We start from the raw sequence: 23,131 nt of genomic DNA, 5'->3' as shown, positions 1-23,131 counted from the left end.
CTAACAACTAACAACTAACAACTAACAACTAACAACTAACAACTAACAACTAACAACTAACAACTAACAACTAACAACTAACAACTAATAACTAATAACTAATAACTAATAACTAATGACCAATGACCAATGACTAATGACCAATGACTAATGACTAATGACCAATAACCAATAACCAATAACTTATGGCAAATCCTACGCATTCAGGGCGATCGCCCCAAGAAACCAACGAAAATTCTCAAGATCGCAAAAAGCGGATGTTTGGCTTTACCGCATTCTTGCTTTCCGAGAGTATGGTCTTCCTCAGTTTTTTCGCCGCCTACATCATCTTGCGGCAGACAACTCCCAACTGGATCCCTCCTGGTATCCCGAAATTAGAGGTGCTTAAACCTGCGATTAACACGGCGGTACTGGTTTCGAGCAGTTTTGTCATTTACTTTGCCGAACAAGCCCTCGATCGCCGGAAACTGGGTTTATTTCGCTTGCTGTGGCTGACGGCATCGTTGATGGGAACTTACTTTTTAGTTAATCAGGCGATCGAGTGGAACAACCTATCTTTTGGGCTGACTACAGGGTTGTTCGGCGCGACATTTTATCTGCTGACAGGGTTTCACGGTTTGCACGTTTTTGTCGGGATTATCTTGCAGCTAATTATGCTTGTCCGTTCTTTCCTTCCGGGGAACTACAACGGCGGCCACTTCGGCGTGAGTGCGGCTTCTTTGTTTTGGCACTTTGTTGATGCGATCTGGATTGTTTTGTTCTCGCTAGTTTATCTGTGGTAGTTCTATTTCTTTGCCAAAACCCTACCCTTGCGGTTTTGATAGTGCTTGTAATTCTTCCCAAGTGTAATGTTTGGGCAATTCAACTGGCTTAGCATTAGCGCCTAAACCTAACCCGATCGCCGGCTGAATTTCGGCGATCGCCTCTGAAGCAACATCAGCCACCGCACTACCTGCCATACCGCCCGCGATCGCCCCTGCGATGCTACCAATGGCCGCACCAACCTTTCCGCCAACAGAATTACCAATAGCAGCACCGGCTACACCGCCGCCGACTGCGCCCAATCCTGTGGCGATCGGGTGAGACTCATGTGTTTCCGATCGATCGGTAGAATTTTCATTCGTCTCATTCATCTTTTTAGCATCATTCATTGCCATAATTTCCTCACAAATTTTGCTGTTTATTCTCAATTTTTGCTTTTATATAGCAATCCTAAATCATTTGTGAATTTCTTACTCCCTCCCCTTAATAAGGGGAGGGTTGGGGTGGGGTAAAAAACTTTACGACTCCTCCAAGGACTGCTATATTATGAGGTCTGGTTAATTTGCCATAATTGGTTCGCAGCGATAACTGAAGTCATGACTGCGAACCAATTATGCCATTTTTAACTAAGTTTACTTTAACAGTTCAGCGATGCGATCGCCAACCCGCAGCGCATTTGCCATAATCGTCAGCGTCGGGTTAACCCCCGAATTTGACGCGAAAAAACTGCCATCCACAACATAGAGATTCTCAACATCGTGGGTGCGGCAATTCACGTCAAGCACTGAAGTTTTGGAGTCTGTACCAAACCGACAAGTGCCGCATTGATGACCAACTGATTGTACCGGCATCTCGGCGCGAGGATAAAGGCTAAAAGGAATGACGTGCTTGGCCGAACGGTGGAGGGATTTGACTACAGATGTCCAGCGGTGAATTAGCCGATCGCCCGCTTCGGTATTGTTCGGCGTATAATCCAAGTAAATTCGATCGCCCTCCACCCGAACGCGATTGTTTGAATCTGGCAAATCTTCTGTTTGCAACCACCAACCAACCGATCGCTCAGCAATCAAATGCCGCTCGTATTTAGGAATCAATTTTACCAGCGGAGCCATCAGCGCCGGAGCCTCAGCCGGCAGCATATCAGCTAACACATTGCCCGTATTTTGTACCATACCCATTGGATAAGGAAAATCCGGCTCTCCCCAATAATAATCATTGACAGCAATAGTTTTTTGAAAGTTAGCTGCATTCACATCTAAGTGCATAGCAACTAAAGCAGTCGCCAGGTGTTTCATTAAATTTCTGCCCACCTGATCTGAACTATTTGCTAATCCATTGGCGTGCTGCTCGTTAGCAGATTGCAACAACAAAACAGCCGAATTAATCGCACCGCAGGAAACCACCACAATATCGCCTGTAAATTGCTGTCGTTTCCCTAAAATTTCGGTTTCTACCCCCGTCACTTCTCGCCCGGATTTGCTGGTATGCAGCCTCAAGACTTTGGCATTAGTTATTAGGGTGAAATTAGCATATTTTTCGCGGGTTGGACGAATCGCATTCACCTCCGCATCGGCTTTCGCACCTACTAAACAAGGATAGCCGTCAAAAGTATCGCAGCGAATGCAAGGGCTGTTTGTGCGATCGGCTTCATTCAGCTTTAATCCTAAAGGTAAATGAAACGGATTGTAACCGAGCGATCGAATATCGTCCGCGAGCACCTGCATATCAGGTTCGTGGCTCACAGGAGGATAAGCATAAGGTTCGCTGCAGGGCGGTTCAGTCGGATCGGTTCCCCGCTCTCCATGAACGTCATAGAGTGCTTCAGCTTGCGTGTAATACGGCTCAAAATCTGCGTATTTGAGCGGCCACTCTGGAGAAAATCCTTGTTTGTGAATTACGCGATCGAAATCTCGTTCCCGCAGCCGTAAAAGAGCCGCACCATAAACTTTTGTATTGCCGCCAACCCAATAACCAGTCTGGGGTCGAAACTCCTTTTCTTCCCTGTCGTACCAGCGCTCCTCCGTATGATAGCGCTCTTTTTGATAAACTTCCAGCGCGCTCCAATTTGCTTTTTCCCTGGGCAAAAAGTCGCCTCTTTCTAGCACCAAAATCCTTTTACCAGTCGGTGCGAGACGGTGAGCGATCGTACCTCCGCCCGCTCCCGTGCCAATAATAATGATATCGTAGTGGTTCGCCGAATTTACCATTGCCTAATCTTTTATAAATTGTGCTGGTTTGGGAATAATTTTTCCTTAACTCACTGGTTTAATCTTACCCAGAAATTCAGGAATCACAACTGTATCCATAATGTGAATTACACCGTTAAGCTGTTGTGCATTTAAATTGTATATTTCGACTATAGATCAAAAATCGTTTCCCCCTCTCCCCCTCTCCCCCTCTCCCCCTCTCCCCTTGAATTTTAGCTGCGATCGAGCAACACTTGCCCCGCATTAATTTGGATGCGAAACAGGCTGTAAGGTTTCTCGCGCAAGTCTTGCCCGTTATGATAGCTGGGGTTCCTATTCCACTGATCTACAGTAAAGTAGAGATAGCCATCTTGGGCAACAAACAGGCAATTCGGCCACAGCATTCGCGCATCGTGGGCGAGTGTTTCCCACGTACCATCAGGGAGGCGGCGCAAAATCGAATTGTTTTCGTAGTTCGTCACGTAAAGGCGATTCTTGTCGTCAGAAACCATGCCGCCAGAAGCGCCTTTTTCACCGTGATCGATGACTGTGGCGGCAACATTTTCATCGGGTAAATTTGGATTAACTAATGCTTCAATACTGACGCTGTAAAGGTGTCGGCTTGCTAGGGGACAATAGAACAGTCTTTGACCATCACCACTGAGGGCAATGCCATCGCTGCCGGTGTGAATGTGCTTGGCGGGTTTGTTTGAATGCCGCACCATCATCGGTTGACCTTCGACTATGGGCAAAAAGCCGGGAATTGGTTTAGTTGAAGGATGGTCGTTGAGTGTGCGCCAACTGTTTCCGGTGGCCAAATCTACCACAACTATGCCGTTAGGCCCTTCTTCCGATGAGTCGGTAATAAAGGCAATTCCATCCTCTCCCCAGCGCAAATCGACGCGCACGTCATTCAAGGTAGAATTGGCTGAGGCGACGGATTGGGGAAAGAGAATTTTCTTGACAATACGATCGCCATTCAGGTCAATTCCCACCAGTTTTGGGCCGCCGGAGGGAACTGAATTTTGCTTAATTTTTGCATGATCTAACAGCCAAAGGCGATCGCGCGCGTCGATGGTCATCCCTTGAACGCACAGCAACTTTTCTGAGGGCGAAGCTAAATCTAACTTGTGGATTTCTGCATTGGGGTAGGGAACAGGATTGCCGTTTTTTTCTAGCGGCTGTTTGAGTTCGGCAACGGTGAATTCTACATCGTCAACCAGTCGGGGATAGCTGATGAAAATTCGCCCTTGCTTGGATACCGCAACCCCGATCGGCATGGCATCCTCGAATAGCGTTATTAACTCTAAATTGCCAGCAGATTTGTCTGCTGGCAGTGAAGGCACAGCGGCCATAGATTTGGTTGCGGCTAAGTTCGCCATTGCACTAATCCTATTGAGAGTTTGAAGAATTTAAAAAAGCAGAAAATTTGACGTTGATTGTATCTTAAAAATCTCTGTCATCCTGTTGCTATTTACAATAAAAAATGGGTGTCAAGGCTCCCCCTGTAGGCTGCAAGGAAAAATTCATTTCCTTCGCTGACAATCTCTTCGCGCTTGAGTCCGAGGTAACTGTCAACTGTCAATTGTTTGCTGTCAATTGTTGCAAAACTTGCCCAGCCCACGAATAAACCTGTTTTGTTTACCGAACTCTAGGTTTTTAGCAAGTATTTTGGTTGAAAAACTGGGTTTTGCAATACCCCTTCGCAATTCCTCTAGTTAATTGAGAAAGTGGCTTTTTTAGAGATTTTCATGGGTTCAAATTTACATTGTTGATGTTTTGTTTATCTCTATCGAATGGATGAGATTAAATTTATACCCAAAGACTGATTAGTATTTAACCGATCGTTGTTTAAGGATAAGAAGAACGTTAAAAATAATATAAAATATCCATGTCTGAAGTCATCAATATTTATGACGATCGCCTGAAATCGCTTTTGCGCCCTGATGCTTCACTCCAGAAAGTTGTCAGCGGTGCCGTCTGGAGCGAAGGCCCGGTTTATTTCCATGAAGATGATAGCGTGGTGTGGAGCGATGCTCACGGCAATCGCTTGCTGCGCTGGAGTCCCCGCGAGGGAATGAGCGTTTTGCGCGATCCCTCCGACTATCAAAGCGGCAATTACCGCGATCGCGAAGGTCGCCTTGTCTCCTGTTCGTCGGGTTTGCGCGCGATCGTCCGGCGCGAAGACAGTGGCGAATGGCAGGTGTTGGTCGATCGCTACCGAGGATCGCGCCTCAACAGCCCCAATGACTTGGTAGTCAAGAGTGACGGCACGATCTGGTTCACTGACCCCCCCTACGGCCTGACGCAGCCCGACCAGGGATACGGCGGCCAACAGGAACAGCCTGGATGTTTTGTGTACCGCTTCGATCCGGCGACGGGTGCGATCGATGCGGTGGTGACGGATATGTTGCGCCCCAACGGCCTCGCCTTCAGCCCCGACGAAAGCATCCTCTACGTGTCGGATAGTTCTGCTTTCAATATGCCCCAAGGCTATCACCACCTCCGCGCCTATGATGTTGTAGGCGATTGCGCTGCGGACAACGGCCGGGTGTTCGCAGTCATCGAACCCGGTGAACCCGACGGGTTGCGAACCGACGAACACGGCAATATTTTTACGACTTCCCAAGATAGCGTGCAGGTGTACGCCCCCGACGGTACTCGCTTGGGGAAAATTTCGGTACCGGAGACTTGCGCTAACCTGACTTTTGGGGGAAAAAAACGCGATCGCCTCTGGATTGCTGCTGGCACATCTTTATATGCGATCGATCTCAACACTCGCGGGTGTCAATAAAGCTGTTCTGGCCATCTGCAATAGACCACTCCCATAATTCTTGTGGAACAGACATCCTGCCTGTTATTTACAAGCTTTTGGAACAGAAGTCTAATAGATGTTTGATGATCTCCAATTTAGAATATCTCAATCGATTGGAATTGACCAAATGATTTACAAATTTGCTCTGGGTGTGGCGATCGCGCTGCTGTTCGCTCAAGTTTCACCTCATCTACCAGAACTAAGTTTTAAACTGCTCAGTTCACTCAATCCTGTGTTTCCGACCGGCATTCTCGGCTGGACACTTTTATTACTGAGAGTTGGTGTTGGCGGGCTATTTGTGCTGCACGGCTACCCAAAAATAACACATCTTCGAGAGTGGTCTGATGCTATGAAAATGCCGCTGTTTCTGTGCTTTCTCTCCGCAGCTTCCATGTTAGCTGGCGGAGTTTGTCTGATTGTGGGATTTCTTACGCTATTAGCAAGTCTGCCGATTCTCGGTTCTATGCTATTCGCGATTTATTTAGATTTATCCAAAGGGTTGCCTTTTGTTGCTAGCGATCCCTATTTAATTCCCCAAGGGCAGTATGAAGGGCCAAATGGCAAGGGCGAACCGCCAAGCTGGGAGAAAGCTTTTATGTACTGTTTGATGCTGGTGGCGATCGCAGTTTTAGGGCCTGGTGCCTATTCGCTGGATGCTTTGATTTTTGGAGGATAAAGAACCTGCAAGCGAGCTCGATCGGCAAGCATTACCGGAGATGTCTGTTCCAAAAATTGGGAGGGGTGCCCTTCACCGCAAGTACGATCGCAACCTCGGCCGAATCAAACACGCCCGCGATCGAACAAACAGCCTTTGTGACTCTACAACCGCCCCGGAAACTGTTGGTGCTGCCAGCATTTGCATCTGCAAACGCTCAAACCAAGTTCGCGCCCGGTTTCACTACCAGCAACCAAAAAATTGAACTCTGCCTCGCGGCAGATAGTACGAACAGCTCAATTTTTGGGATACTAGAAACTAGCACTCAACTTATTATCTGAGGAACAAACGTGCTGCTATCAAAAGGCTTTGAAGTAGAAATGTATACCGGCACGCCCGAAGGTGAGGTTGTCGGTCTTTCCGATCGCATAGTCGCCAATTTAGAGGGATTTGTCCGGGAGCCTGATAGCCGCAATGTGGAGTACACGACTGCCCCGCTGTGCAGCTACGATCGCCTGCTATGCGCCCTAGTCAAGCCCAGAGTCCGGCTGCGCGAGTATCTCAAACAATTGGGCGACTATACCTTGCTGCCTGGAAGTACCCTATCTCTCGGCGGGAGCGATCGATTTTACCGCTCCGATCCCAACAACCCCTACCATACCTACATTGAGCAAACCTACGGCACCAAAGTCGTTACCGCCAGCATTCACATCAACATCGGCATCTCCCAACCAGAACTGCTGATGCGCGCCATCCGCCTCGCCCGCGTCGAAGCACCGCTTTACCTAGCCTTGAGCGCCTCTTCTCCGTTTCTCGACGGCGAAGTCACGGGCTACCATTCCACTCGCTGGGGTTTGTTTCCCAAAACTCCCGCCGTCGTCCCCCTGTTTGAAAGTCACAAGCATTACATCCAGTGGACTGAAGAACAGTTAGAACTCGGCACCATGCAAAATGTCCGCCATTTGTGGTCTGCTGTGCGCCCAAATGGCGATCGGCGCCCCTACTGTCTCAACCGCCTCGAACTCAGAATTTGCGACCTCGAAGTTAATCCTCTGGCTTTATTGGCCATCACTGCCTTGCTAGAAGCTCGCATTTGGCAATTGATGGAAGACCCCAGTTTAGATCCTTTACAACTGAGCACCTTGCCGGCGGCTACCCGCAACCAAGACTTAGTTGCTCTCACAGATGCCAACGAAATTTCTGCATCCCGGCAAAGTTTGGATGCCGAACTCATCCACTGGCAAGATGGCAGAAAGATTTTGGCACGAGATTGGATTGAGGAAATTTACCAGGAGGTGTTACCTCTTGCCAAGAAACGCGGCTTTAGCTGCTTTCTCTCGCCTCTCAAAAAGATTCTCCGGGAAGGTAACACCGCCCAGCAATGGTTGAAGCTGCACGAGGACGGTTTGGACACCCGCAGTATTATTCTCCAAGGGATTGATGGCATGGCTCACCAAGAATGGGAGCTCGAAGACAATTTGTGCGCCCAGTTAGTTGCCTAAACTATCTGCCATTCCCATCGCGGGGGCTTCTCACTAGCCCCTGGCTGTCCGTACTCGGCCCACAATCCCCATAGCCCGAATTTTGGGGCCAGAAAAATTTGCCAAGCACAGCCCCAAAAAACAAATCAGAATATTTAATCAATCGCACTTTACAGAGGTTATAAATAAAAGCTATAACTGCTATCTACTTTTAGGTATATTTATACTTCTCCCCAGAGCTGTCTTTTGCGTTTTTAATTAGCTTCATGCCCCAACTTGTCTTGATTCACCCGCAAATCCCCCCGAATACTGGCAATATTGCCCGCACTTGTGCTGCTACAGGCACGGAACTGCATTTAGTCGGCCCGCTGGGCTTTGAAATTACCGATCGCTACCTGAAACGCGCTGGCTTAGATTACTGGCCCTACGTTAACCTCCAATGTCACGAAGATTTGCCGGCTTTTCTGGCTTGTCGCCAACAGCGAGGGGGGCGATCGATCGGATTCAGCACTGGCGGGCGATGCAATTATGCCGAATTCCAATTTCAGCCCGACGATTGGCTGATGTTTGGCTCGGAAACTGTCGGCATTCCCCAATTCGTCTTAGATGCCTGCGATGCCACAGTTTTTATTCCCATGAGCCAGCCTGGAGTTAGGAGTTTGAACCTCTCTGTTAGCGCCGCTGTGGGTTTATTTGAGGCTAAACGACAGTTGGGGGAACTCGGATAAATCTCGATCGACACCTACATACACATATAGATATTTAATCGCTGCTAGGGGCTGCTAAACCTTGATTTAAATATAAGAAATTTGTATCAAAGCGGTGAAATTCTAGATAGCTTTGATTAATATATTTTATTCATCCCAAAACATATTGTTATCAGCAATACAAAATTGCTCCCTAGATGATTAAGCCAGAAAAACAGAGGATTTCAGCGACTTAGGATGCCAGGGATCGCCGTATTGTGCCTGGCTGCTATTGATATCTAGTAAATATACGGTTGTAGGTTGTCCGGAAATTAGCATAAAGTCGGATAATAGGTGAGAATCTTAGGCCGTGCCGGAACGCAAATTTTATTTGTTCGTTCCAGCTATTGCGGCGTAAGGCTTGTGGGTGTAAATTCAGCAGGTTTGACCGAGAATTTGAAAATTAATTACGGTTCGAGCTTGTCTAAATTTAAAAAGCAAGGTAATCTTGCCTAAGCATGATAGCTGTCAACAATCAAAATATTTTTGGTGGTTGATTTAAATTCAGCGTCATGGAATACCCTTGAGTGTTTCCAAGGACAGTTAGCGCTTCTCAGTAGGAGGTCGTTTTTTTGAAACGAACATATCCCCAAATTAAGCCTGTTCAGGCTAGTGAAATCGACGGAGACGGTTCATCAGAACCGTCCAAGCAGACAACGCTCAGCACTGGCAGAGTTCGCTCTCTCGCCACGATCGGGCTGGCAATATCTGTAGGTGCTTCAGGCATCCTGCTGCCGAGAAATGGAGACAGCGCTCGCGCGTCTGAACTCGCAACGGCAGCAAAATCTACCGCAGAAGTACAGCCAGTTTCGGCAAATGCACCCGCTACCTCGGCACAAGTTGACGGTTCCCGGGCCGAACAGGCAGGGGTTAAGGTTCAACAGGGACAAACCCTCTGGGAGTTGTCTCGGGACTATGAAGTTGCACCGCAGGCACTAGCAACTGCCAACGGCATCAAACTCGATACCGTACTCGAAGTTGGCCAAGAACTCAGAATCCCGACTGCGATGGCAGCGGCTCTACAACAGAACCCCGGCAATACTGCCGCGGTCGATCCCGAACAAAAGTTAAATCTGACTGGCTCCGAGTCGTTGGATAGTACAACTTCGTCATGGCAGCCAAACTCCGCGCCAGACCAGGAGACGATATCGGCACAAAGCTCGATCGAAGACCCTAACGCAGACTGGGCGATAGACAGTCTGAAAAAACAGGAAAACCGCACCACAGCATCAGGTCGGCCCCTGTCAGATTCCTCGGTAAGAGCAAATTCATCTACATCTGCTGTAACGACTCTGGCATCCCCAGACTCTCCTACTCAGACAGCAATTCCAGACCTCAATACTACACCAATACTTCTCAATGGCGGTGTCGGTCAAGCAGGCTCTGGCGATCGAGCCTTCGAGTCCATTGAACAGTCTCTGGTAACACCCGGTTTGCCTTCGGCTGTGGTAGTCCCCCCCGCAGGCAGTACCGCCGCGCCGGAAACGGTACTGTACAGCGTCCGTCCGGGAGATACCCTAGATGCGATCGCCAAAGGTTACGGCGTATCGCCCAAAGAGCTGATCGCAGCCAACAAGCTCGGCAACCCCAACTTGCTGAATGTAAATCAACAGCTAAAAATTCCCCAAGTTGGGTCAAATAATCCAGCGGTGCAGGCGGCAGCCTCTGATTCTGCCTCCTACTCTAGATCTCTGTGGTCAGCAGCTTCGGTTCCCGCATCTTTGAACCAGAGTTCCTCTACCCCGGAAAGAACCGACTCGATAGTTGCAGCATCCGCTCCTACAGCGCCTGTTGTCTCTCCCCTAGGGAACTTGGAAGGCCTGAACAATATTTCAGCGCCGATGGTTCCCAAAATCAACAGCATTTCGCTAACTCAAGTTTCTCAAACTATTAGCGACCCCGGTAAACTGGAGCTTCAAGGCGAACCAACTTTTACAGGTGCCGTTGACACCAGTTCCCTGCCTCAGCCAGCAAGTGCAACTGCTACCGCCATCGCTACGGGAGAATACCCCCAGCCGGTCAGCTTTCTGCCAAATGCTAGCACCCAGGGTTTAAATGCCGCTCCCGCTAGCGCTTTACCTGAGTCAAATTCCGAGGCCCGTCCCGCAGGTCAGGCTCTCAACCCTTATGCCGAACGCTTGAGGGCTGAAGTTGTCAGGCTGCGAGAGGAATATCGCGCCGAACGCAATTCGATCGGCCCAAATGCAGTCTCCCTAGCTCCAACTGAGCAGGAGACGACTTTCGCCTCGACCAACCCGTCTCAGGAACTCCCAAGTGTCAATCCCGACCTCTACACCCCCGAGTACGCTGGGGCGGTGCAGAACGAAATCAGCAGACCGCCTTCGAGAGCTTGGTCTGACGAGGTTCAGAAGCAGCAGCAAGAGCGTTTTGACCCAGCTCGCGCCGCGGAACTCCAACCGATCGACCTGATGCCGAACTCTAGTCTGGATAGGCCTGTGGTAGCAACGGCTCCTTTGGGTTCCGAGGGTTACGACCCCCTCAGCAACCCGTCTTTGGGACGCATGGTTTCTCCGGAACTGCCTCCGCTTTCGGGCGCTGATACTTATCTGCCTAACGGCAAACAACGGTCTGCCAACGGGTTTATTTGGCCGGCTAAGGGCGTTCTCACTTCTGGCTACGGCTGGCGTTGGGGACGGATGCACAAGGGAATTGATATTGCAGGGCCGATCGGTACGCCAGTTATGGCCGCCGACAACGGGGTGGTTACCTATGCACAGTGGAACGATGGCGGCTACGGCTATCTGGTGGAAATTACCCATGCAGACGGCTCAGAGACGATCTACGCCCACAACAGCCGAATTTTGGTGCAGAAGGGTCAGAAGGTCGCTCAAGGCGAACAGATTTCAGAAATGGGCAGCACCGGCTTCAGTACCGGGCCGCACGTGCATTTTGAAGTCCATCCCGCCGGACAGGGCGCCGTCAATCCAATGGCTTTTCTGCCTGACGATAGCTCTAGCGCTTCTAGGTAACAACTGGTCGGAAGTTATGGGTTTTGACTCATTATCAAAACTCATGACTTTGACTAGGAGTTATTAGAAATAATGTTGGATGGCAAGCAGCCATAGCTCGCCATACCGTGCTACGATAGTAAATCGTGAAGTGAATTTGGCTCAGTGGCGCAGTGGTTAGCGCAGGGGACTCATAAGCCCAAGGTCGCAGGTTCAAATCCCGCCTGAGCCATCATTTCATTGAAAAAACCGCGCTCTCAATTTTGAGAGCGTGTTTTTTTGATTTTTTGACAACATACTTGTAGTCGTTATGACTATGATATATTTGTAACAGTTCGTAAAAAAGGAAACAAAATCTATGACAAGTGAATGCCTCCGGGTTGGTCAAGCTGCACCGGATTTCGCAGCAACAGCCGTAGTGGATCAGGAATTCAAGACAGTTAAACTGTCAGACTATAAAGGCAAAAAGTATGTAGTCCTGTTCTTCTATCCCTTGGACTTCACCTTTGTGTGCCCGACTGAGATTACAGCATTTAGCGATCGCCATGAGGACTTCAAGAAAATCGATACCGAAATCCTCGGCGTATCCGTTGACAGCGAATTCTCTCACCTCGCTTGGATACAAACAGACCGCAAATCAGGCGGTATCGGCGACATCAACTATCCCTTAGTTGCTGACCTCAAAAAAACAATTAGTTCCGACTACAACGTCCTAGACCCTGAAGCCGGTATTGCCCTCAGAGGTCTGTTCATTATCGACAAAGAAGGCATCATCCAACACTCTACTATCAACAATCTTGCCTTCGGCCGCAACGTAGACGAAACCCTCCGCACGCTGCAAGCTATTCAACACGTCCAGTCTCACCCCGATGAAGTTTGTCCCGCAGGCTGGCAGCCCGGTGACAAGACTATGACTCCCGACCCGGTTAAGTCCAAAGTATTCTTTGCTGCGGTCTAACTTCATACTTTTGAGTCAGCGAGTTTTGAATTAAAAAGTTTTTAATTCAAAACTCCCAACTGTCCGGGCTTAAAATATCTGGTATTACCAATTACCAATTACCAATCCCCAAATTAGGAAATATGCTGACTTCTACAGATTTTAGCGGCTTGTTAAATCAGCGGTTTTTCCAAAATTTATTGCCTGTTCCCGCCACTAATGTTTTGAAGCTGGGACAAATAACTCCTGATTTTGAACTGCCGGATATTAATAATGGTAAATTGGTGCGACTGTCGAATTACCGCGGCGATAGACCGGTAGTTCTGGCTTTTACGCGGATTTTTACTGAAAAGCAATATTGCCCTTTCTGTTTTCCTCACATTAAGGCTTTGAATGAAAGCTGGGAAAAATTTGCCGATCGCAATATAGAATTATTGATGGTCACCAGCACCGACGATCGCCAAAGCCAAATTGTGGTTAAAGATTTAGGCTTGAAAATGCCCCTGCTTTCCGATCCCGGCGTAAGAGTGTTTCGCACTTATCAAACCGGTCAAGCGTTGGGCGCTCCTTTGCCCGCTCAGTTTGTTTTGGATCGAGATGGAAAACTGCTATTTAAACATTTGTTTTCTTTCATCGACCACAATGCTAGTGTGGAAACTTTGCTGAAATATTTCGACAAGCAAGAAGACGGCCATACCCTATCCTAATACTTTGGTTGAAAAACCCGCTTTCTAAATACCCCTGCTTCCGCACACTATTGAAGTTTTTAACCGCAGATACACGCAGGTGTAGGCGGTTATTTTTATGTTTGGCGATAAATCATATCATGTCCGGTCTACTACCATAACAAAAAGCGTTCGTAGTGCGGACGACCGTCCGCACTACGAACAGGGACACGATATCACTCGTTGTGCCAATTCTCAGGGCGGAATACTCCGATGTTCGATCGGCATTAATCTAGACTATAGCTGGAATGTAGCTAGCACCAGTTTAAGCCGATGTCGTCTCCAAAAGGTCGATCGAGTAAAATTGAATTCAGCGTCTTAGCCTCGCACCCTGAGTTGTTGACAGGTTTAGATGCGTGGCTGCGGCTGGGCTTGATCGAGCCCGCTGAGGTTGAGCAATTGTGCCGACAATATTTAGTTTGTCCCCTGCCCGAACCCTCAAAGACGATCGCCCCAATTACTCAATCAAAAATACCCGCTCTCTCAACACAAAAAGCATTACCCAGCACCGCTAAAAACGTTGTAGAGCGCGCAGAAACAGCTCGCACCCCTAATTTTGTCGCTCAAATTTTGCACTCGTTCATAGCCGAAATTAGCGTCGTGTGGCTGCTATTTTTAGGAGTGTTCATGGTAGTTGTCTCCTCTGGAGTCTTAGCTGCTAGTCAGTGGGAAAGATTTCCGGCTGCCGGACAATATGGAGTTTTGTTAGCTTATACTTTAACATTTTGGGCGATTAGCAGTTGGGCTAAAAAACAGGCTAATTTGCACTTGACTGCTCAAACTTTGCAAGAAGTGACGCTGTTACTGGTGCCGATTAATTTTTGGGCGATGGACACTTTTGGATTGTGGCAATATCCCTGGAATTGGGCCGTAGCAATCGCCGCTGCACTTATTTTGACTTGGATAACGCGCGGGATTATCAAATCTCAGTATGAAAGCTTGTCGGGTAAAAACGTCACTTGCTCGATCGCCCTAAATCATTTGGGATTGAGTTATTTGCACTGGGGTTGGGGATTTGTAGGCTTTTCCCTAGCAGCAGTTTATTTGGGTACTGTCGGAACTACGGCTGCTGGTGTTTATCAAGTTCAACAACAACGCTTACAATCTGTCCGACGCGGGGAAAACGCTGAAACCATCGCCGCTGCTTTTACTTCCAGCCCAGATTTTCTGACTTACAAAAAAGCTGCTTTAGTAGCCTATTCTCTAGGAATTTTACTAGGTCGGGCGATATTTGTCAAGGGCGTAGATATCGCTCAAATGGGTTTAGCTTTGGGGATTTGCGGCGTGCTTTTAGCATGGTTGGATTGGCAGCACCCTCTCGCATCTCGGACTATTACAAACAATATATCCGACAACCAAAATCCCGGCAGCTTTTTTAACTGGCAATTAGCCGGAGGGGCTTTATTAGGTTTAGGCTGGCTGGTTTGTTTTCGCGAAATTCCCCTACAGGCGATCGCAGTTAGCGGATTGGCTATTTGGTTTTTTTATAGCCGCTTAGTGCGATTTTGGCAAAAGTTTGATTTGCTAATGCTTGAAGCTGCAGGAATTCAAACGATTTGGCTGTTTTGGCGAGTTGTTCCTTTAGGGATTAAAACACAATTTTCTACATTTTTAACTCAGCTTACCAACTCTGGGCAAACTCCTTGGGTTTTGTGGGGTGTTTTGCTCTTGCCTTATTTAATTTTAACCGCAGGTGTGGCGCAGTGGCTCTACCGATCGCGAAAATTTCAACTTTCCCGTTTTGGTGAAAATCTTGCTCTCGGTTTGGGCAGTGTTTTCACTATTATTAGTTTCGTCAATCCTTTTTGGCGATCGATCAATTTATTGGTTTCTACTTTAACTTTAGCTTGGATTGCTTGGAAATACGTCATCCCCGATAATTCCCGGCGATTCTCAATCCCAGATTCGGCAGTCGATCGCCAGCGAAATCCGGCATTTTTAGTTTACCTGACTCACATTCTGGGTTTAGGCGCGATCGCTTCGACGATTGACTTATTTTTGCCGAACCAAACACCCCATATTTGGGCAGGAATTTTATTGCTGTTTATGGCGGCTGAGTGGGGATTTTTTGTCTGGATGAAAGCCGCCAATATCCGAGAAAGTTCTGCCTTTTTCCGCTGGCATCCTGCATGGTTTCAAAGTTCTTGGAATCTAGGTTTAGGATTAGCGGGATTCAGCTTTATGTTGCTCTACAGTAATTTGCAGTCTCCCTGGGGTTTGATTTGGATGGTGGCACCTTTGGCTTTGACTGCTGTTGCTAAATATACTGATTTTCCCCACAAACAACTCGCCAGTACCTGCAGCGCGATCGCCCTAATATTAGCGCAATTTCTCATTTTGAGTTTCCCCGGATATCAGTTAATCGCTTTGGGTTTGGCTGCTGCGCTGATGTTAGTCAATACTTACTATTTGGTAGAGGTACCGGCGGCTGCAATTTGTGTCGGATTTAACTTGGGTTTTGTAGCTGCGGTAATCGATCGATTAGGTTTTGTATCTGGTTGGGCTTGGGGAATTGCTGGGGCGATCGCACTTTTGTGTCTCTGGTTGTTTCGCAGCACGATTGTTCGTGTTTCCAGCCGTTTCCCTCAGCCTTCTCGATTAGCTCAAATTTACGATCGAGCTTTAGATGGTTGGGCTGTATTACTCGCTAGCTTGCTGTTAACAACTATTACTTTTTATTCTTTTGAACTTTACGCACGCCCTACCTTCAATTTATCCGCCTCTGCTGAAGTATTGGCTGCTACTTTGGTAATCATGGCTGCGATTGTTTTCCGAAGTTTCCACCAACTTTCGCCTCTGGCAATTTATGCTTTGGCTTGGAGTTTGGAGTTGCTGACAGCAGTCGGTTTGAGTTTTGTAGATCGCACTGCGATTAATTTGGCTGTGGCGAATATTGCGATCGGGTTGTTTGCACAATTGATGGGCGATTGGTGGCGGCGGCGCAATTGTGACAATCGCACAATTTTACCCAGCATTCACGTTATACCTTTGGTTTACGGGTTGTTGGGTTTGATTTTGCGATCGCAAACTTTTGCCAATTGGACTGGTTTAACTGTGTTTGGTGCGTCTTTAATTGCGATCGGCATTGGTAGGCGCGAGCAACAATTCAAACCCCTGGTTTATTTAGGATTAATTGGTGTCTCGGTTTCTGCTGGCGAGTCAGTGATTTATCAACTTTTGCAAACACCGGGAGGCTCTTTTGGTGACGGTTTAATTGTGCTGGCAACCCTCGGTACAACTTTAACCTATATATATCGTATTTTGTCTCCTTGGCTCAGCAACTATTTGCATTTAACTAATGCGGGGTTGAAAATATTTGCTCACCTGCACTGGGTTTTGAGCAGTGTATTCCTGATTTTGGCTTCTACCAACGATATTAAATCTGGGATAAATTTAGGATTAGTCACCGGTGCTTTATTAGTGCAATACGCTTTCTTGCAAGGGCGAAATAATCTCGATCGCCTGTGGGCAGAAATTTGGATTTACTTGGGCTGGCTAGAAGCCTTTGGCATCCGGCTTTATTGGATAAATACGCCTTTAGTCAAGTACATTTCCGGGCCGTTGGGGCCGTGGAAAGTTGCTTTCGCTTCTTTATTTGCCTATTTCATTTACATTTTACCTTGGGATAACTGGGGTTGGTCAAAAAAACCTTGGCGGATAATTGCTTCTCTGATTCCCGCAGTAGCTATTTTGGAATCTCCGGCTAAGTTTTATCCGATTAGCTGGCTGATAGCTGCCGCGTTTTATATTTTCCTAGCTTGGGAAAAGCAGGAAGTCCGTTTTACCTACGTGAGTGTGGCCATAATTGACTGGCTATTGTTACAGTGGTTTGCACAAATGGGATTGACTCAGCCTGAATACTACTTTACTCCTTTGGGGCTTTCTTTCCTTTATGTTGTTCAGTTCGTGAAGCGTAGCTATCCCGTAGGGAATCGCGCTTTGCAACTACCAGCCCAAAAAACCCTGCGCCACACTCTGCGAATCCTCGCCACGGCGCTGATTTGCGGGATACCTCTTTTGACTCAGCAAAGCCACGGTTTAGTAGCGGGGGCTTTTAGTTTGCTGGCGATTGTTGCTGGTTTGGCGCTGAGAGTGCGGGCGTTTTTGTTTGTGGGGACAGGAATTTTCTTAATCAATGTTTTCTATCAGTTAGTAGTGCTGATTTTCGATTATCCACTGATTAAATGGGCGATCGGTTTGGCTTTTGGGATTGTGTTTATCTGGATTGCTGCTACTTTTGAAACTAGGCGCGATCGCATTTCTGCTTTTGTGCAGCATTGGGTTGTACAGTTCCAATCTTGGGATTGAATTTTCCGCAATACACCTCTTCGTTTCATTCCCTCGCTCTTCTTCAAAGTATCTGCGTTAATCTGCGTTGATCAGCAGGGCATCTGCGGTTGCTCTATCAATCAAAGATTTATGCACTTGCTCGTCTAATCAAATCCTGTTGCCCCGGAAGAGCGGGTTTACCAAAACTATAATTTTTTCCGATAAAATGTAAAAAAAAATGCCCTTTTTTTTGGGGTCAAAGGCTTGACATTCCCGGCTTAAAAAGGTATTATATGATAATGGAAGTGGTAGCAATTTTCAAATTTAAGCCACCACTTCCATTATCTAAAATATACCTTAAAAATCAACTAAAATCAATAGGTAAAAACACTTTTTTTTGCGCCGCGACTGCCGCGACTTGAGAGTCTAAATGAACAAGAATCAGCAAACAATTATAGGCAAAGGTGGGCAGAAACCCACCGTAAAGCAGAGCTATTAATTGTTTAATCTAACTCTGGATCGCCAGGTCGATCGAACACAATCTCAAAGATTCCCGATCGCACAAACTTGCACAAAGCCCTTAAATGGTCATCTGCATCTTGGCGATGGCAGAAACGCGCAACAGCGTGATTTCGAGCATCAGGCAAAACCCGCACAATCACCCAAGGTTTGGCATAATCCGGCTTTAATAAATCAGGTGTTTTCGTGAGTTGCAGATTATCTTCTGGCTGTGCAGTTACTTGCCGATTTGGAGAATGTGCGGCAATTATCTGGGCACCTGCTTTTCGTAGAATGTCGAGGTAGCTGGCGATGAGACTACCCGTGAGGTTGGCCGCCAACTGTTCGATTAGATGGCCAGCTAAGCTTTTGACCTCTTTTTCCTGCAACAGCACCCGCTGCGCGTCGAAATCGGCGTCAGAGTAGCTGCGGATGCAGGATAGGAGTTGTGTGATGCCGAAGTCGTCTAAAGCTTGTTGGTAGCCGCGAGAAAATTCGCTTCCGTCGCTGGAAGGTTTTATCATGGTAATAGCTCTCTTTGATTTTTAGAGCCACAAGCCAGCGACGAACTTTCCTAGGGCGCGCGCTGGCTTTTGACTTTTCCGAGTATAGCGCAATATGCAGCATATTTACAGCACATATGTAGCAAAATCGACAAAACGCTGTAAATATATCACACTGACGATCGGCTTAGATAAGAAAAAATCAACCTCTGATGACGAAACGCCTATCAACCTCCATCGCAGATGGAATTTATGACCAACTTCAAGATTGGGCAAACGAGGAACGCCGTTCAATCAGCGGCTTAGCAGCATTCCTTTTGGAGAAAGCTGTGAGAGAGCACCAAGAAAAGATCCAAAAACAGCCGCCACCCTCTAATGAAAAGCAGGACTCACAATAAAGTTTGTGCGAAATCATTGGCGGGAAACTTGCAATTAGACAGAAATTCAATCTCTGATGACGAAACGCCGATCAAAATATTTAGCAGACGGAATTTACACTCGCCTTGAGGAATGGACTAAACAAGAAGGTCGATCGACTAGCAATTTGGCAGCATTCCTGTTAGAGAAAACTCTTGTAGACCATGAGGAGAAACTGCTAAAACAGCAGTCTTTGTCTGATGAGAAGCAGGGGCAGCAGTAAAGTGGATGCTCCCATAGCCCGCAATCAACTGCGATCGGCTTAAACAAAACTAAATCTCCGATGACTAAACGTTTAACCACTTATTTAGCAGCAGGAATCTATGACATCTTTATACGACAAGGACAAATCGAAAAATGACCCTTACTTTCGATCGAGCTAATTATAGCAATTTGCTGGCAGAAGTCGCTCCACGGGCGATCGCCGAGCAAGAATACGATCGCCTCCTAGCAGTCGCAGAGGGGCTGACGTTCGCCAAAAACCGTACTCCCGAAGAAAAAGCTTTACACAACTTATTGGTAACGCTCATTGAAGTTTACGAGGCCCAAAATTATCCGATCGACAAATCCGAACCTCACGAGATTTTGCAACACATCATGGAAGCCAGCGGCACCCGTCAAGCTGACGAGAGTGGGCATCATTGGATCGAGTGGCGTAGTGTCTGACGTTGTTAATGGCAAGCGGGCAATTAGCAAAGCACAAGCTAAGGCACTCGGCGATTATTTTAAAGTGTCGCCTAGTTTGTTCATTTAATATGATGTAAATGCCAATTTTCAACACTCATACAGCAGTCTTCCCTAGGGTGTGTCGCTATCCACAATCTTTAAGAAAGACGGCTAATTTAATAGCGACGCACCTGGTAGGTTCAATGAATCAAAAAGCCAGCCAATTTTTTTTAGCAAGCTTTTTTATTGGCAATAAAATGTTGGATTTGTTTGTTGACATATTGACAAAAATAAGGTGCGTCGCTATCAGATTGCCGCTTTTTTTGAGAATTGTTGATGTATCCGCACCCTACAGTTACTGTTGCTGCATTCTTTTTTTTAACTGGTATTATTTAATTAAAAACCCGGTTTCTCCAAGAAACCGGGTTTTTAATCAGACGTTATTTATCCGCGTGTCATCGCACTTAATGGCTTAAAGCGAATTCCGGCAATCTGGGTTCAGATTCGCCACTCGGCAATACCTTCACCTGACCGTTTTCATCCACATCTACGATCGCACTTTGGCCTTCTTTCAGCTTCCCAGACAGCATTTCCTCAGCCAGTACATCTTCCAACAACCGCATGATGGCGCGGCGCAATGGTCGAGCACCGTAGCTGGGATTGTAGCCTTCTGTAACCAACAAGTCCTTGAACTTGTCTGTCACCGACAAAGTAATACCCTGTTCGGTTAAGCGGCCGAAGACTTGCTGCAACATGATGTCCGCAATCTGCTTGACTTCTGCCTTGTTCAACTGGCGGAAGACGATAATCTCATCCAAGCGGTTGATAAATTCGGGACGGAAGAACTGTTTCAATTCTTCGTTTACCAAGCTGCGAACGCGGTTGTACTGCGCGTCTGAAGCCGTTTCGGCAAACTCGAAACCGAGACCGCCGCCGCCTTTTTCAATCACCCTCGAACCGATGTTTGATGTCATGATCAGCAGCGTATTCTTGAAGTCTACTGTCCGACCTTTGGCATCTGTCAAACGGCCGTCTTCCAAGATTTGCAGCATCATGTTGAAGACATCGGGGTGAGCTTTTTCGATTTCGTCGAACAAGACTACTGTGTAAGGACGGCGGCGCACTGCTTCTGTGAGTTGGCCGCCTTCGTCGTAGCCGACGTAACCCGGAGGCGAACCGATGAGTTTAGAAACTGTGTGGCGTTCCATAAACTCGGACATATCTAACCGAATCATCGCTTCTTCGGAACCGAAGAAATAGGAAGCTAAGGCTTTTGTCAGTTCGGTTTTGCCTACGCCTGTGGGCCCAGAAAAGATGAAACTGGCGATCGGGCGATTGGGATTTTTCAAGCCAACCCGCGCGCGGCGGATCGCCCGAGAAACTGCGCTGACAGCTTCTTCTTGGCCGATCAAGCGCTGGTGCAAGGTGTCTTCCATGTGCAGCAGCAATTCCGATTCCGATTCGGTCAGCTTGCTAACAGGTACTCCCGTCCAATTAGCCACAATGTGGGCGATGTCTTCTTCGGTGACTGTGGGAGAGGTTTTGATCTGGCTTTTGTTGATCGTAGCTTCGGCGATTTCGGCTTCGATTTCTAATTCGCGATCGCGCAATTTGCCTGCTTTGTCGAAGTCTTGCTCGCGCACTGCTGCATCTTTTTCTTTTGTTACCGCCGGCAGTTGTTTCTTGAGTTCTTTAACTTCGGGCGGGGTTTGCGAGTTCATCACGCGGACGCGGGAACCTGCTTCGTCAATTAAGTCGATCGCCTTGTCTGGCAAGAATCTATCGTTAATATACCTGTCTGACAGTGTAGCCGCTGCTTCTAAAGCTTCGTCGGAAATTGTCAGTCTGTGGTGCTGTTCGTAGGCCGATCGCAAACCGTACAATATTTCTATTGTTTCAGCCACGCTTGGTTCGCCGATTTTAATCGGTTGGAAGCGGCGTTCTAGGGCTGCATCGCGCTCGATATGCTTGCGGTATTCATCCAAGGTTGTCGCGCCCACACACTGCAATTCGCCTCGCGCCAGGGCTGGTTTGAGCATATTGGAAGCGTCCATGCTACCTTGAATCGCGCCTGCACCAACTAAGGTATGAATTTCATCAATTACCAGAATGATATTGCCTGCTGCGCGAATTTCGGCCATGATTTTCGTCAGCCGTTCTTCAAATTCGCCTCGGAATTTTGTCCCAGCAATCAGCGAACCCATATCGAGGCTGATTACTTGTTTGTCTTCTAAAATTTCCGGGACGTTTCTGTTCACAATGCGCTGGGCGAGGCCTTCGGCGAGGGCTGTTTTGCCTACTCCCGGTTCGCCTACGAGCACAGGATTGTTCTTCGTGCGGCGGCCGAGCACTTGGATCACGCGCTCGATTTCATTTTCGCGGCCCACCACGGGATCGAGTTTGCCGCTGGCTGCTAGCTTGGTTAAGTTTGTGCCGAATTCTTCTAAAGTCGGGATTTTGCGATCGCCGCTATCCCCCCGGCCTCCAGATACCGCCGCGACTTCTCCCACTGCACGAATTACCTGCGTGCGGACTCTCTGGCGATCGATTCCCAGGTTTTGCAGCACCTTCGCCGCCACCCCTTCATCGTCTTGGATCAGCCCCAGCAGGATGTGCTCTGTGCCGATGTAATTGTGTCCTAACTGTCGCGCTTCGTTCAGCGCCGTCTCAAAAATGCGCTTGACGCGGGGGGTAAACGGAATTTCCGGCGGGAGGAACCCGGAACCTCTACCGATAATATTTTCGATTTCATTGCGCGCCTCTTTCAAGTTGAGGCCCATATCCAGTAATACTTTTGCAGCGATGCCAGTGCCTTCGCCGACGAGTCCTAAGAGAATTTGCTCGGTGCCTACAAAATTGTGGCCGAGGCGCCGCGCTTCCTCTTGGGCTAGCATGATTGCTTTAATGGCTTGTTCTGTAAAGCGTTCAAACATATTTTTTCTATCCTACTGTCTTGGCGAGGGTTGTATCGCTGCTGGTGAGGAGCGATTTGGAGCATTACACAAATTATATATGTAAATTTTTGTGTATTTCCTTTTATTCAATGTATCGCTACTAAGAGGAGGCGGACAGTGGGGAGAGCCGAATAGTTGGGGTGTGTTTGCCGTCTGGTTGTGCGATCGAACTGTGCCAAGGCAAATTAATCTTATCAATCACCATATCACTCATCTCCTAATCTACTGTGTTGCCGTTCCCCTGTCAAGCATTCTCTTAAAGCGAGCTATCGACAATGTTGCTTGAGGCGATCGGGGAATGCTTTTGTTTCAAATTACATACTTTGAGCAAAAGTATTGCACCCCAAAGCAATTTTATTTTAACAGTTTGACTTGCCCGCTGGCGGTCAAAAACCGTTTTTTTTAACTAAAATCCTTCGTTGCAGCCTGTAGATTTGGTAAAAAGCCCGGTTTCTTTGGGCTTAGTGCGTGCAGGAATCAACAGGTTAAGGGGCTTAGGGGCGATCGCCATTTTCAGAAGGCAGAAGGAAGGAGGCAGGAGGCTTTTA

At 47.7% G+C, this 23,131-nt stretch carries 18 protein-coding genes and 1 tRNA gene; 14 read left to right on the top strand and 5 right to left on the bottom strand.

The window, feature by feature from the left end; genetic code table 11:
- Nucleotides 1–185 precede the first annotated feature (185 nt).
- The gene (locus QUA97_RS13840; RefSeq protein ID WP_333194910.1) at nucleotides 186–782 is read left to right on the top strand and encodes a cytochrome c oxidase subunit 3; all 597 of its coding nucleotides are present in this window, start codon (nucleotides 186–188) and stop codon (nucleotides 780–782) included.
- Between the two features lie 21 nt (nucleotides 783–803).
- On the opposite strand, the gene QUA97_RS13835 is transcribed toward QUA97_RS13840, so the two are convergent.
- The 3 genes from QUA97_RS13835 to QUA97_RS13825 all read right to left on the bottom strand — a co-directional run bounded on the left by QUA97_RS13835 (nucleotide 804) and on the right by QUA97_RS13825 (nucleotide 4,330).
- A complete protein-coding gene (locus QUA97_RS13835; RefSeq protein WP_333194909.1) occupies nucleotides 804–1,151 on the bottom strand; it encodes a hypothetical protein in 348 nt (115 codons plus the stop codon).
- A gap of 243 nt (nucleotides 1,152–1,394) precedes the next feature.
- The gene (locus QUA97_RS13830; protein ID WP_333194907.1) at nucleotides 1,395–2,969 is read right to left on the bottom strand and encodes a GMC family oxidoreductase; all 1,575 of its coding nucleotides are present in this window, start codon (nucleotides 2,967–2,969) and stop codon (nucleotides 1,395–1,397) included.
- A 212-nt stretch (nucleotides 2,970–3,181) separates the two neighbouring features.
- Complete coding sequence (locus QUA97_RS13825) at nucleotides 3,182–4,330, bottom strand: L-dopachrome tautomerase-related protein (RefSeq protein WP_333194906.1); 1,149 nt, start codon at nucleotides 4,328–4,330, stop codon at nucleotides 3,182–3,184.
- 509 nt (nucleotides 4,331–4,839) lie between these two features.
- On the opposite strand from QUA97_RS13825, the gene QUA97_RS13820 reads away from it, so the two are divergent.
- The 10 genes from QUA97_RS13820 to QUA97_RS13775 all read left to right on the top strand — a co-directional run bounded on the left by QUA97_RS13820 (nucleotide 4,840) and on the right by QUA97_RS13775 (nucleotide 17,584).
- The gene (locus QUA97_RS13820) at nucleotides 4,840–5,742 is read left to right on the top strand and encodes an SMP-30/gluconolactonase/LRE family protein (protein WP_333194905.1); all 903 of its coding nucleotides are present in this window, start codon (nucleotides 4,840–4,842) and stop codon (nucleotides 5,740–5,742) included.
- Between the two features lie 148 nt (nucleotides 5,743–5,890).
- Nucleotides 5,891–6,439 (top strand): DoxX family protein, encoded by a 549-nt coding sequence (locus tag QUA97_RS13815; protein WP_333194904.1) that lies wholly within the window; start codon nucleotides 5,891–5,893, stop codon nucleotides 6,437–6,439.
- The gene (locus tag QUA97_RS13810) at nucleotides 6,429–6,683 is read left to right on the top strand and encodes a hypothetical protein (RefSeq protein ID WP_333194902.1); all 255 of its coding nucleotides are present in this window, start codon (nucleotides 6,429–6,431) and stop codon (nucleotides 6,681–6,683) included. The genes QUA97_RS13815 and QUA97_RS13810 overlap by 11 nt, the downstream gene beginning before the upstream one ends.
- 85 nt (nucleotides 6,684–6,768) lie before the next feature.
- Nucleotides 6,769–7,920, top strand: coding sequence for a glutamate--cysteine ligase (gene gshA / locus QUA97_RS13805; protein WP_333194901.1), 1,152 nt, complete (start codon nucleotides 6,769–6,771; stop codon nucleotides 7,918–7,920).
- Between the two features lie 245 nt (nucleotides 7,921–8,165).
- Complete coding sequence (locus QUA97_RS13800; protein ID WP_194010379.1) at nucleotides 8,166–8,627, top strand: tRNA (cytidine(34)-2'-O)-methyltransferase; 462 nt, start codon at nucleotides 8,166–8,168, stop codon at nucleotides 8,625–8,627.
- Nucleotides 8,628–9,217: 590 nt separating this feature from the next.
- A complete protein-coding gene (locus QUA97_RS13795; protein ID WP_194066015.1) occupies nucleotides 9,218–11,635 on the top strand; it encodes a peptidoglycan DD-metalloendopeptidase family protein in 2,418 nt (805 codons plus the stop codon).
- Between the two features lie 138 nt (nucleotides 11,636–11,773).
- A tRNA-Met gene (locus tag QUA97_RS13790) sits at nucleotides 11,774–11,846 on the top strand.
- Nucleotides 11,847–11,972: 126 nt separating this feature from the next.
- The gene (locus tag QUA97_RS13785) at nucleotides 11,973–12,572 is read left to right on the top strand and encodes a peroxiredoxin (protein ID WP_194010381.1); all 600 of its coding nucleotides are present in this window, start codon (nucleotides 11,973–11,975) and stop codon (nucleotides 12,570–12,572) included.
- Between the two features lie 122 nt (nucleotides 12,573–12,694).
- Complete coding sequence (locus tag QUA97_RS13780; RefSeq protein WP_333194900.1) at nucleotides 12,695–13,258, top strand: peroxiredoxin family protein; 564 nt, start codon at nucleotides 12,695–12,697, stop codon at nucleotides 13,256–13,258.
- Nucleotides 13,259–13,549: 291 nt separating this feature from the next.
- Complete coding sequence (locus tag QUA97_RS13775) at nucleotides 13,550–17,584, top strand: hypothetical protein (RefSeq protein ID WP_333194899.1); 4,035 nt, start codon at nucleotides 13,550–13,552, stop codon at nucleotides 17,582–17,584.
- Between the two features lie 464 nt (nucleotides 17,585–18,048).
- Here the strand turns inward: QUA97_RS13775 and QUA97_RS13770 are convergent, their stop codons facing one another.
- Nucleotides 18,049–18,567, bottom strand: coding sequence for a hypothetical protein (locus tag QUA97_RS13770; protein ID WP_333194898.1), 519 nt, complete (start codon nucleotides 18,565–18,567; stop codon nucleotides 18,049–18,051).
- A gap of 191 nt (nucleotides 18,568–18,758) precedes the next feature.
- Here QUA97_RS13770 and QUA97_RS13765 point away from each other — a divergent pair, with 191 nt between their 5' ends.
- The 3 genes from QUA97_RS13765 to QUA97_RS13755 all read left to right on the top strand — a co-directional run bounded on the left by QUA97_RS13765 (nucleotide 18,759) and on the right by QUA97_RS13755 (nucleotide 19,629).
- Entirely contained in the window at nucleotides 18,759–18,944 is a 186-nt protein-coding gene (locus QUA97_RS13765; protein WP_193975303.1) for a ribbon-helix-helix domain-containing protein, read from the top strand.
- A gap of 56 nt (nucleotides 18,945–19,000) precedes the next feature.
- Nucleotides 19,001–19,186, top strand: a complete 186-nt coding sequence (locus QUA97_RS13760; RefSeq protein ID WP_333194897.1) for a ribbon-helix-helix domain-containing protein — start codon at nucleotides 19,001–19,003, stop codon at nucleotides 19,184–19,186.
- 134 nt (nucleotides 19,187–19,320) lie between these two features.
- The gene (locus QUA97_RS13755; RefSeq protein WP_333194896.1) at nucleotides 19,321–19,629 is read left to right on the top strand and encodes a helix-turn-helix domain-containing protein; all 309 of its coding nucleotides are present in this window, start codon (nucleotides 19,321–19,323) and stop codon (nucleotides 19,627–19,629) included.
- 464 nt (nucleotides 19,630–20,093) lie between these two features.
- Here QUA97_RS13755 and QUA97_RS13750 read toward each other — a convergent pair whose 3' ends face one another.
- A complete protein-coding gene (locus QUA97_RS13750; protein WP_194066022.1) occupies nucleotides 20,094–22,562 on the bottom strand; it encodes an ATP-dependent Clp protease ATP-binding subunit in 2,469 nt (822 codons plus the stop codon).
- Nucleotides 22,563–23,131 lie beyond the last annotated feature (569 nt).

Origin of the sequence: Microcoleus sp. CZ3-B2 (assembly GCF_036705055.1) — a bacterium.
Taxonomy (GTDB): Bacteria; Cyanobacteriota; Cyanobacteriia; order Cyanobacteriales; family Microcoleaceae; genus Microcoleus.
The sequence above is the reverse complement of the archived record's forward strand: the minus strand, read 5'-3'. Positions and strand labels throughout refer to the sequence as shown.

Coding starts and splice junctions, on each gene's coding strand:
- QUA97_RS13780 (WP_333194900.1), top strand. CDS start 12,695: ATGCTGACTTCTACAGATTTTAGCGGCTTGTTAAATCAGCGGTTTTTC.
- QUA97_RS13770 (WP_333194898.1), bottom strand. CDS start 18,567: ATGATAAAACCTTCCAGCGACGGAAGCGAATTTTCTCGCGGCTACCAA.
- QUA97_RS13820 (WP_333194905.1), top strand. CDS start 4,840: ATGTCTGAAGTCATCAATATTTATGACGATCGCCTGAAATCGCTTTTG.
- QUA97_RS13825 (WP_333194906.1), bottom strand. CDS start 4,330: ATGGCGAACTTAGCCGCAACCAAATCTATGGCCGCTGTGCCTTCACTG.
- QUA97_RS13755 (WP_333194896.1), top strand. CDS start 19,321: ATGACCCTTACTTTCGATCGAGCTAATTATAGCAATTTGCTGGCAGAA.
- QUA97_RS13800 (WP_194010379.1), top strand. CDS start 8,166: ATGCCCCAACTTGTCTTGATTCACCCGCAAATCCCCCCGAATACTGGC.
- QUA97_RS13835 (WP_333194909.1), bottom strand. CDS start 1,151: ATGAATGATGCTAAAAAGATGAATGAGACGAATGAAAATTCTACCGAT.
- QUA97_RS13815 (WP_333194904.1), top strand. CDS start 5,891: ATGATTTACAAATTTGCTCTGGGTGTGGCGATCGCGCTGCTGTTCGCT.
- QUA97_RS13840 (WP_333194910.1), top strand. CDS start 186: ATGGCAAATCCTACGCATTCAGGGCGATCGCCCCAAGAAACCAACGAA.
- QUA97_RS13765 (WP_193975303.1), top strand. CDS start 18,759: ATGACGAAACGCCTATCAACCTCCATCGCAGATGGAATTTATGACCAA.
- QUA97_RS13775 (WP_333194899.1), top strand. CDS start 13,550: ATGTCGTCTCCAAAAGGTCGATCGAGTAAAATTGAATTCAGCGTCTTA.
- QUA97_RS13830 (WP_333194907.1), bottom strand. CDS start 2,969: ATGGTAAATTCGGCGAACCACTACGATATCATTATTATTGGCACGGGA.
- QUA97_RS13760 (WP_333194897.1), top strand. CDS start 19,001: ATGACGAAACGCCGATCAAAATATTTAGCAGACGGAATTTACACTCGC.
- QUA97_RS13785 (WP_194010381.1), top strand. CDS start 11,973: ATGACAAGTGAATGCCTCCGGGTTGGTCAAGCTGCACCGGATTTCGCA.
- QUA97_RS13750 (WP_194066022.1), bottom strand. CDS start 22,562: ATGTTTGAACGCTTTACAGAACAAGCCATTAAAGCAATCATGCTAGCC.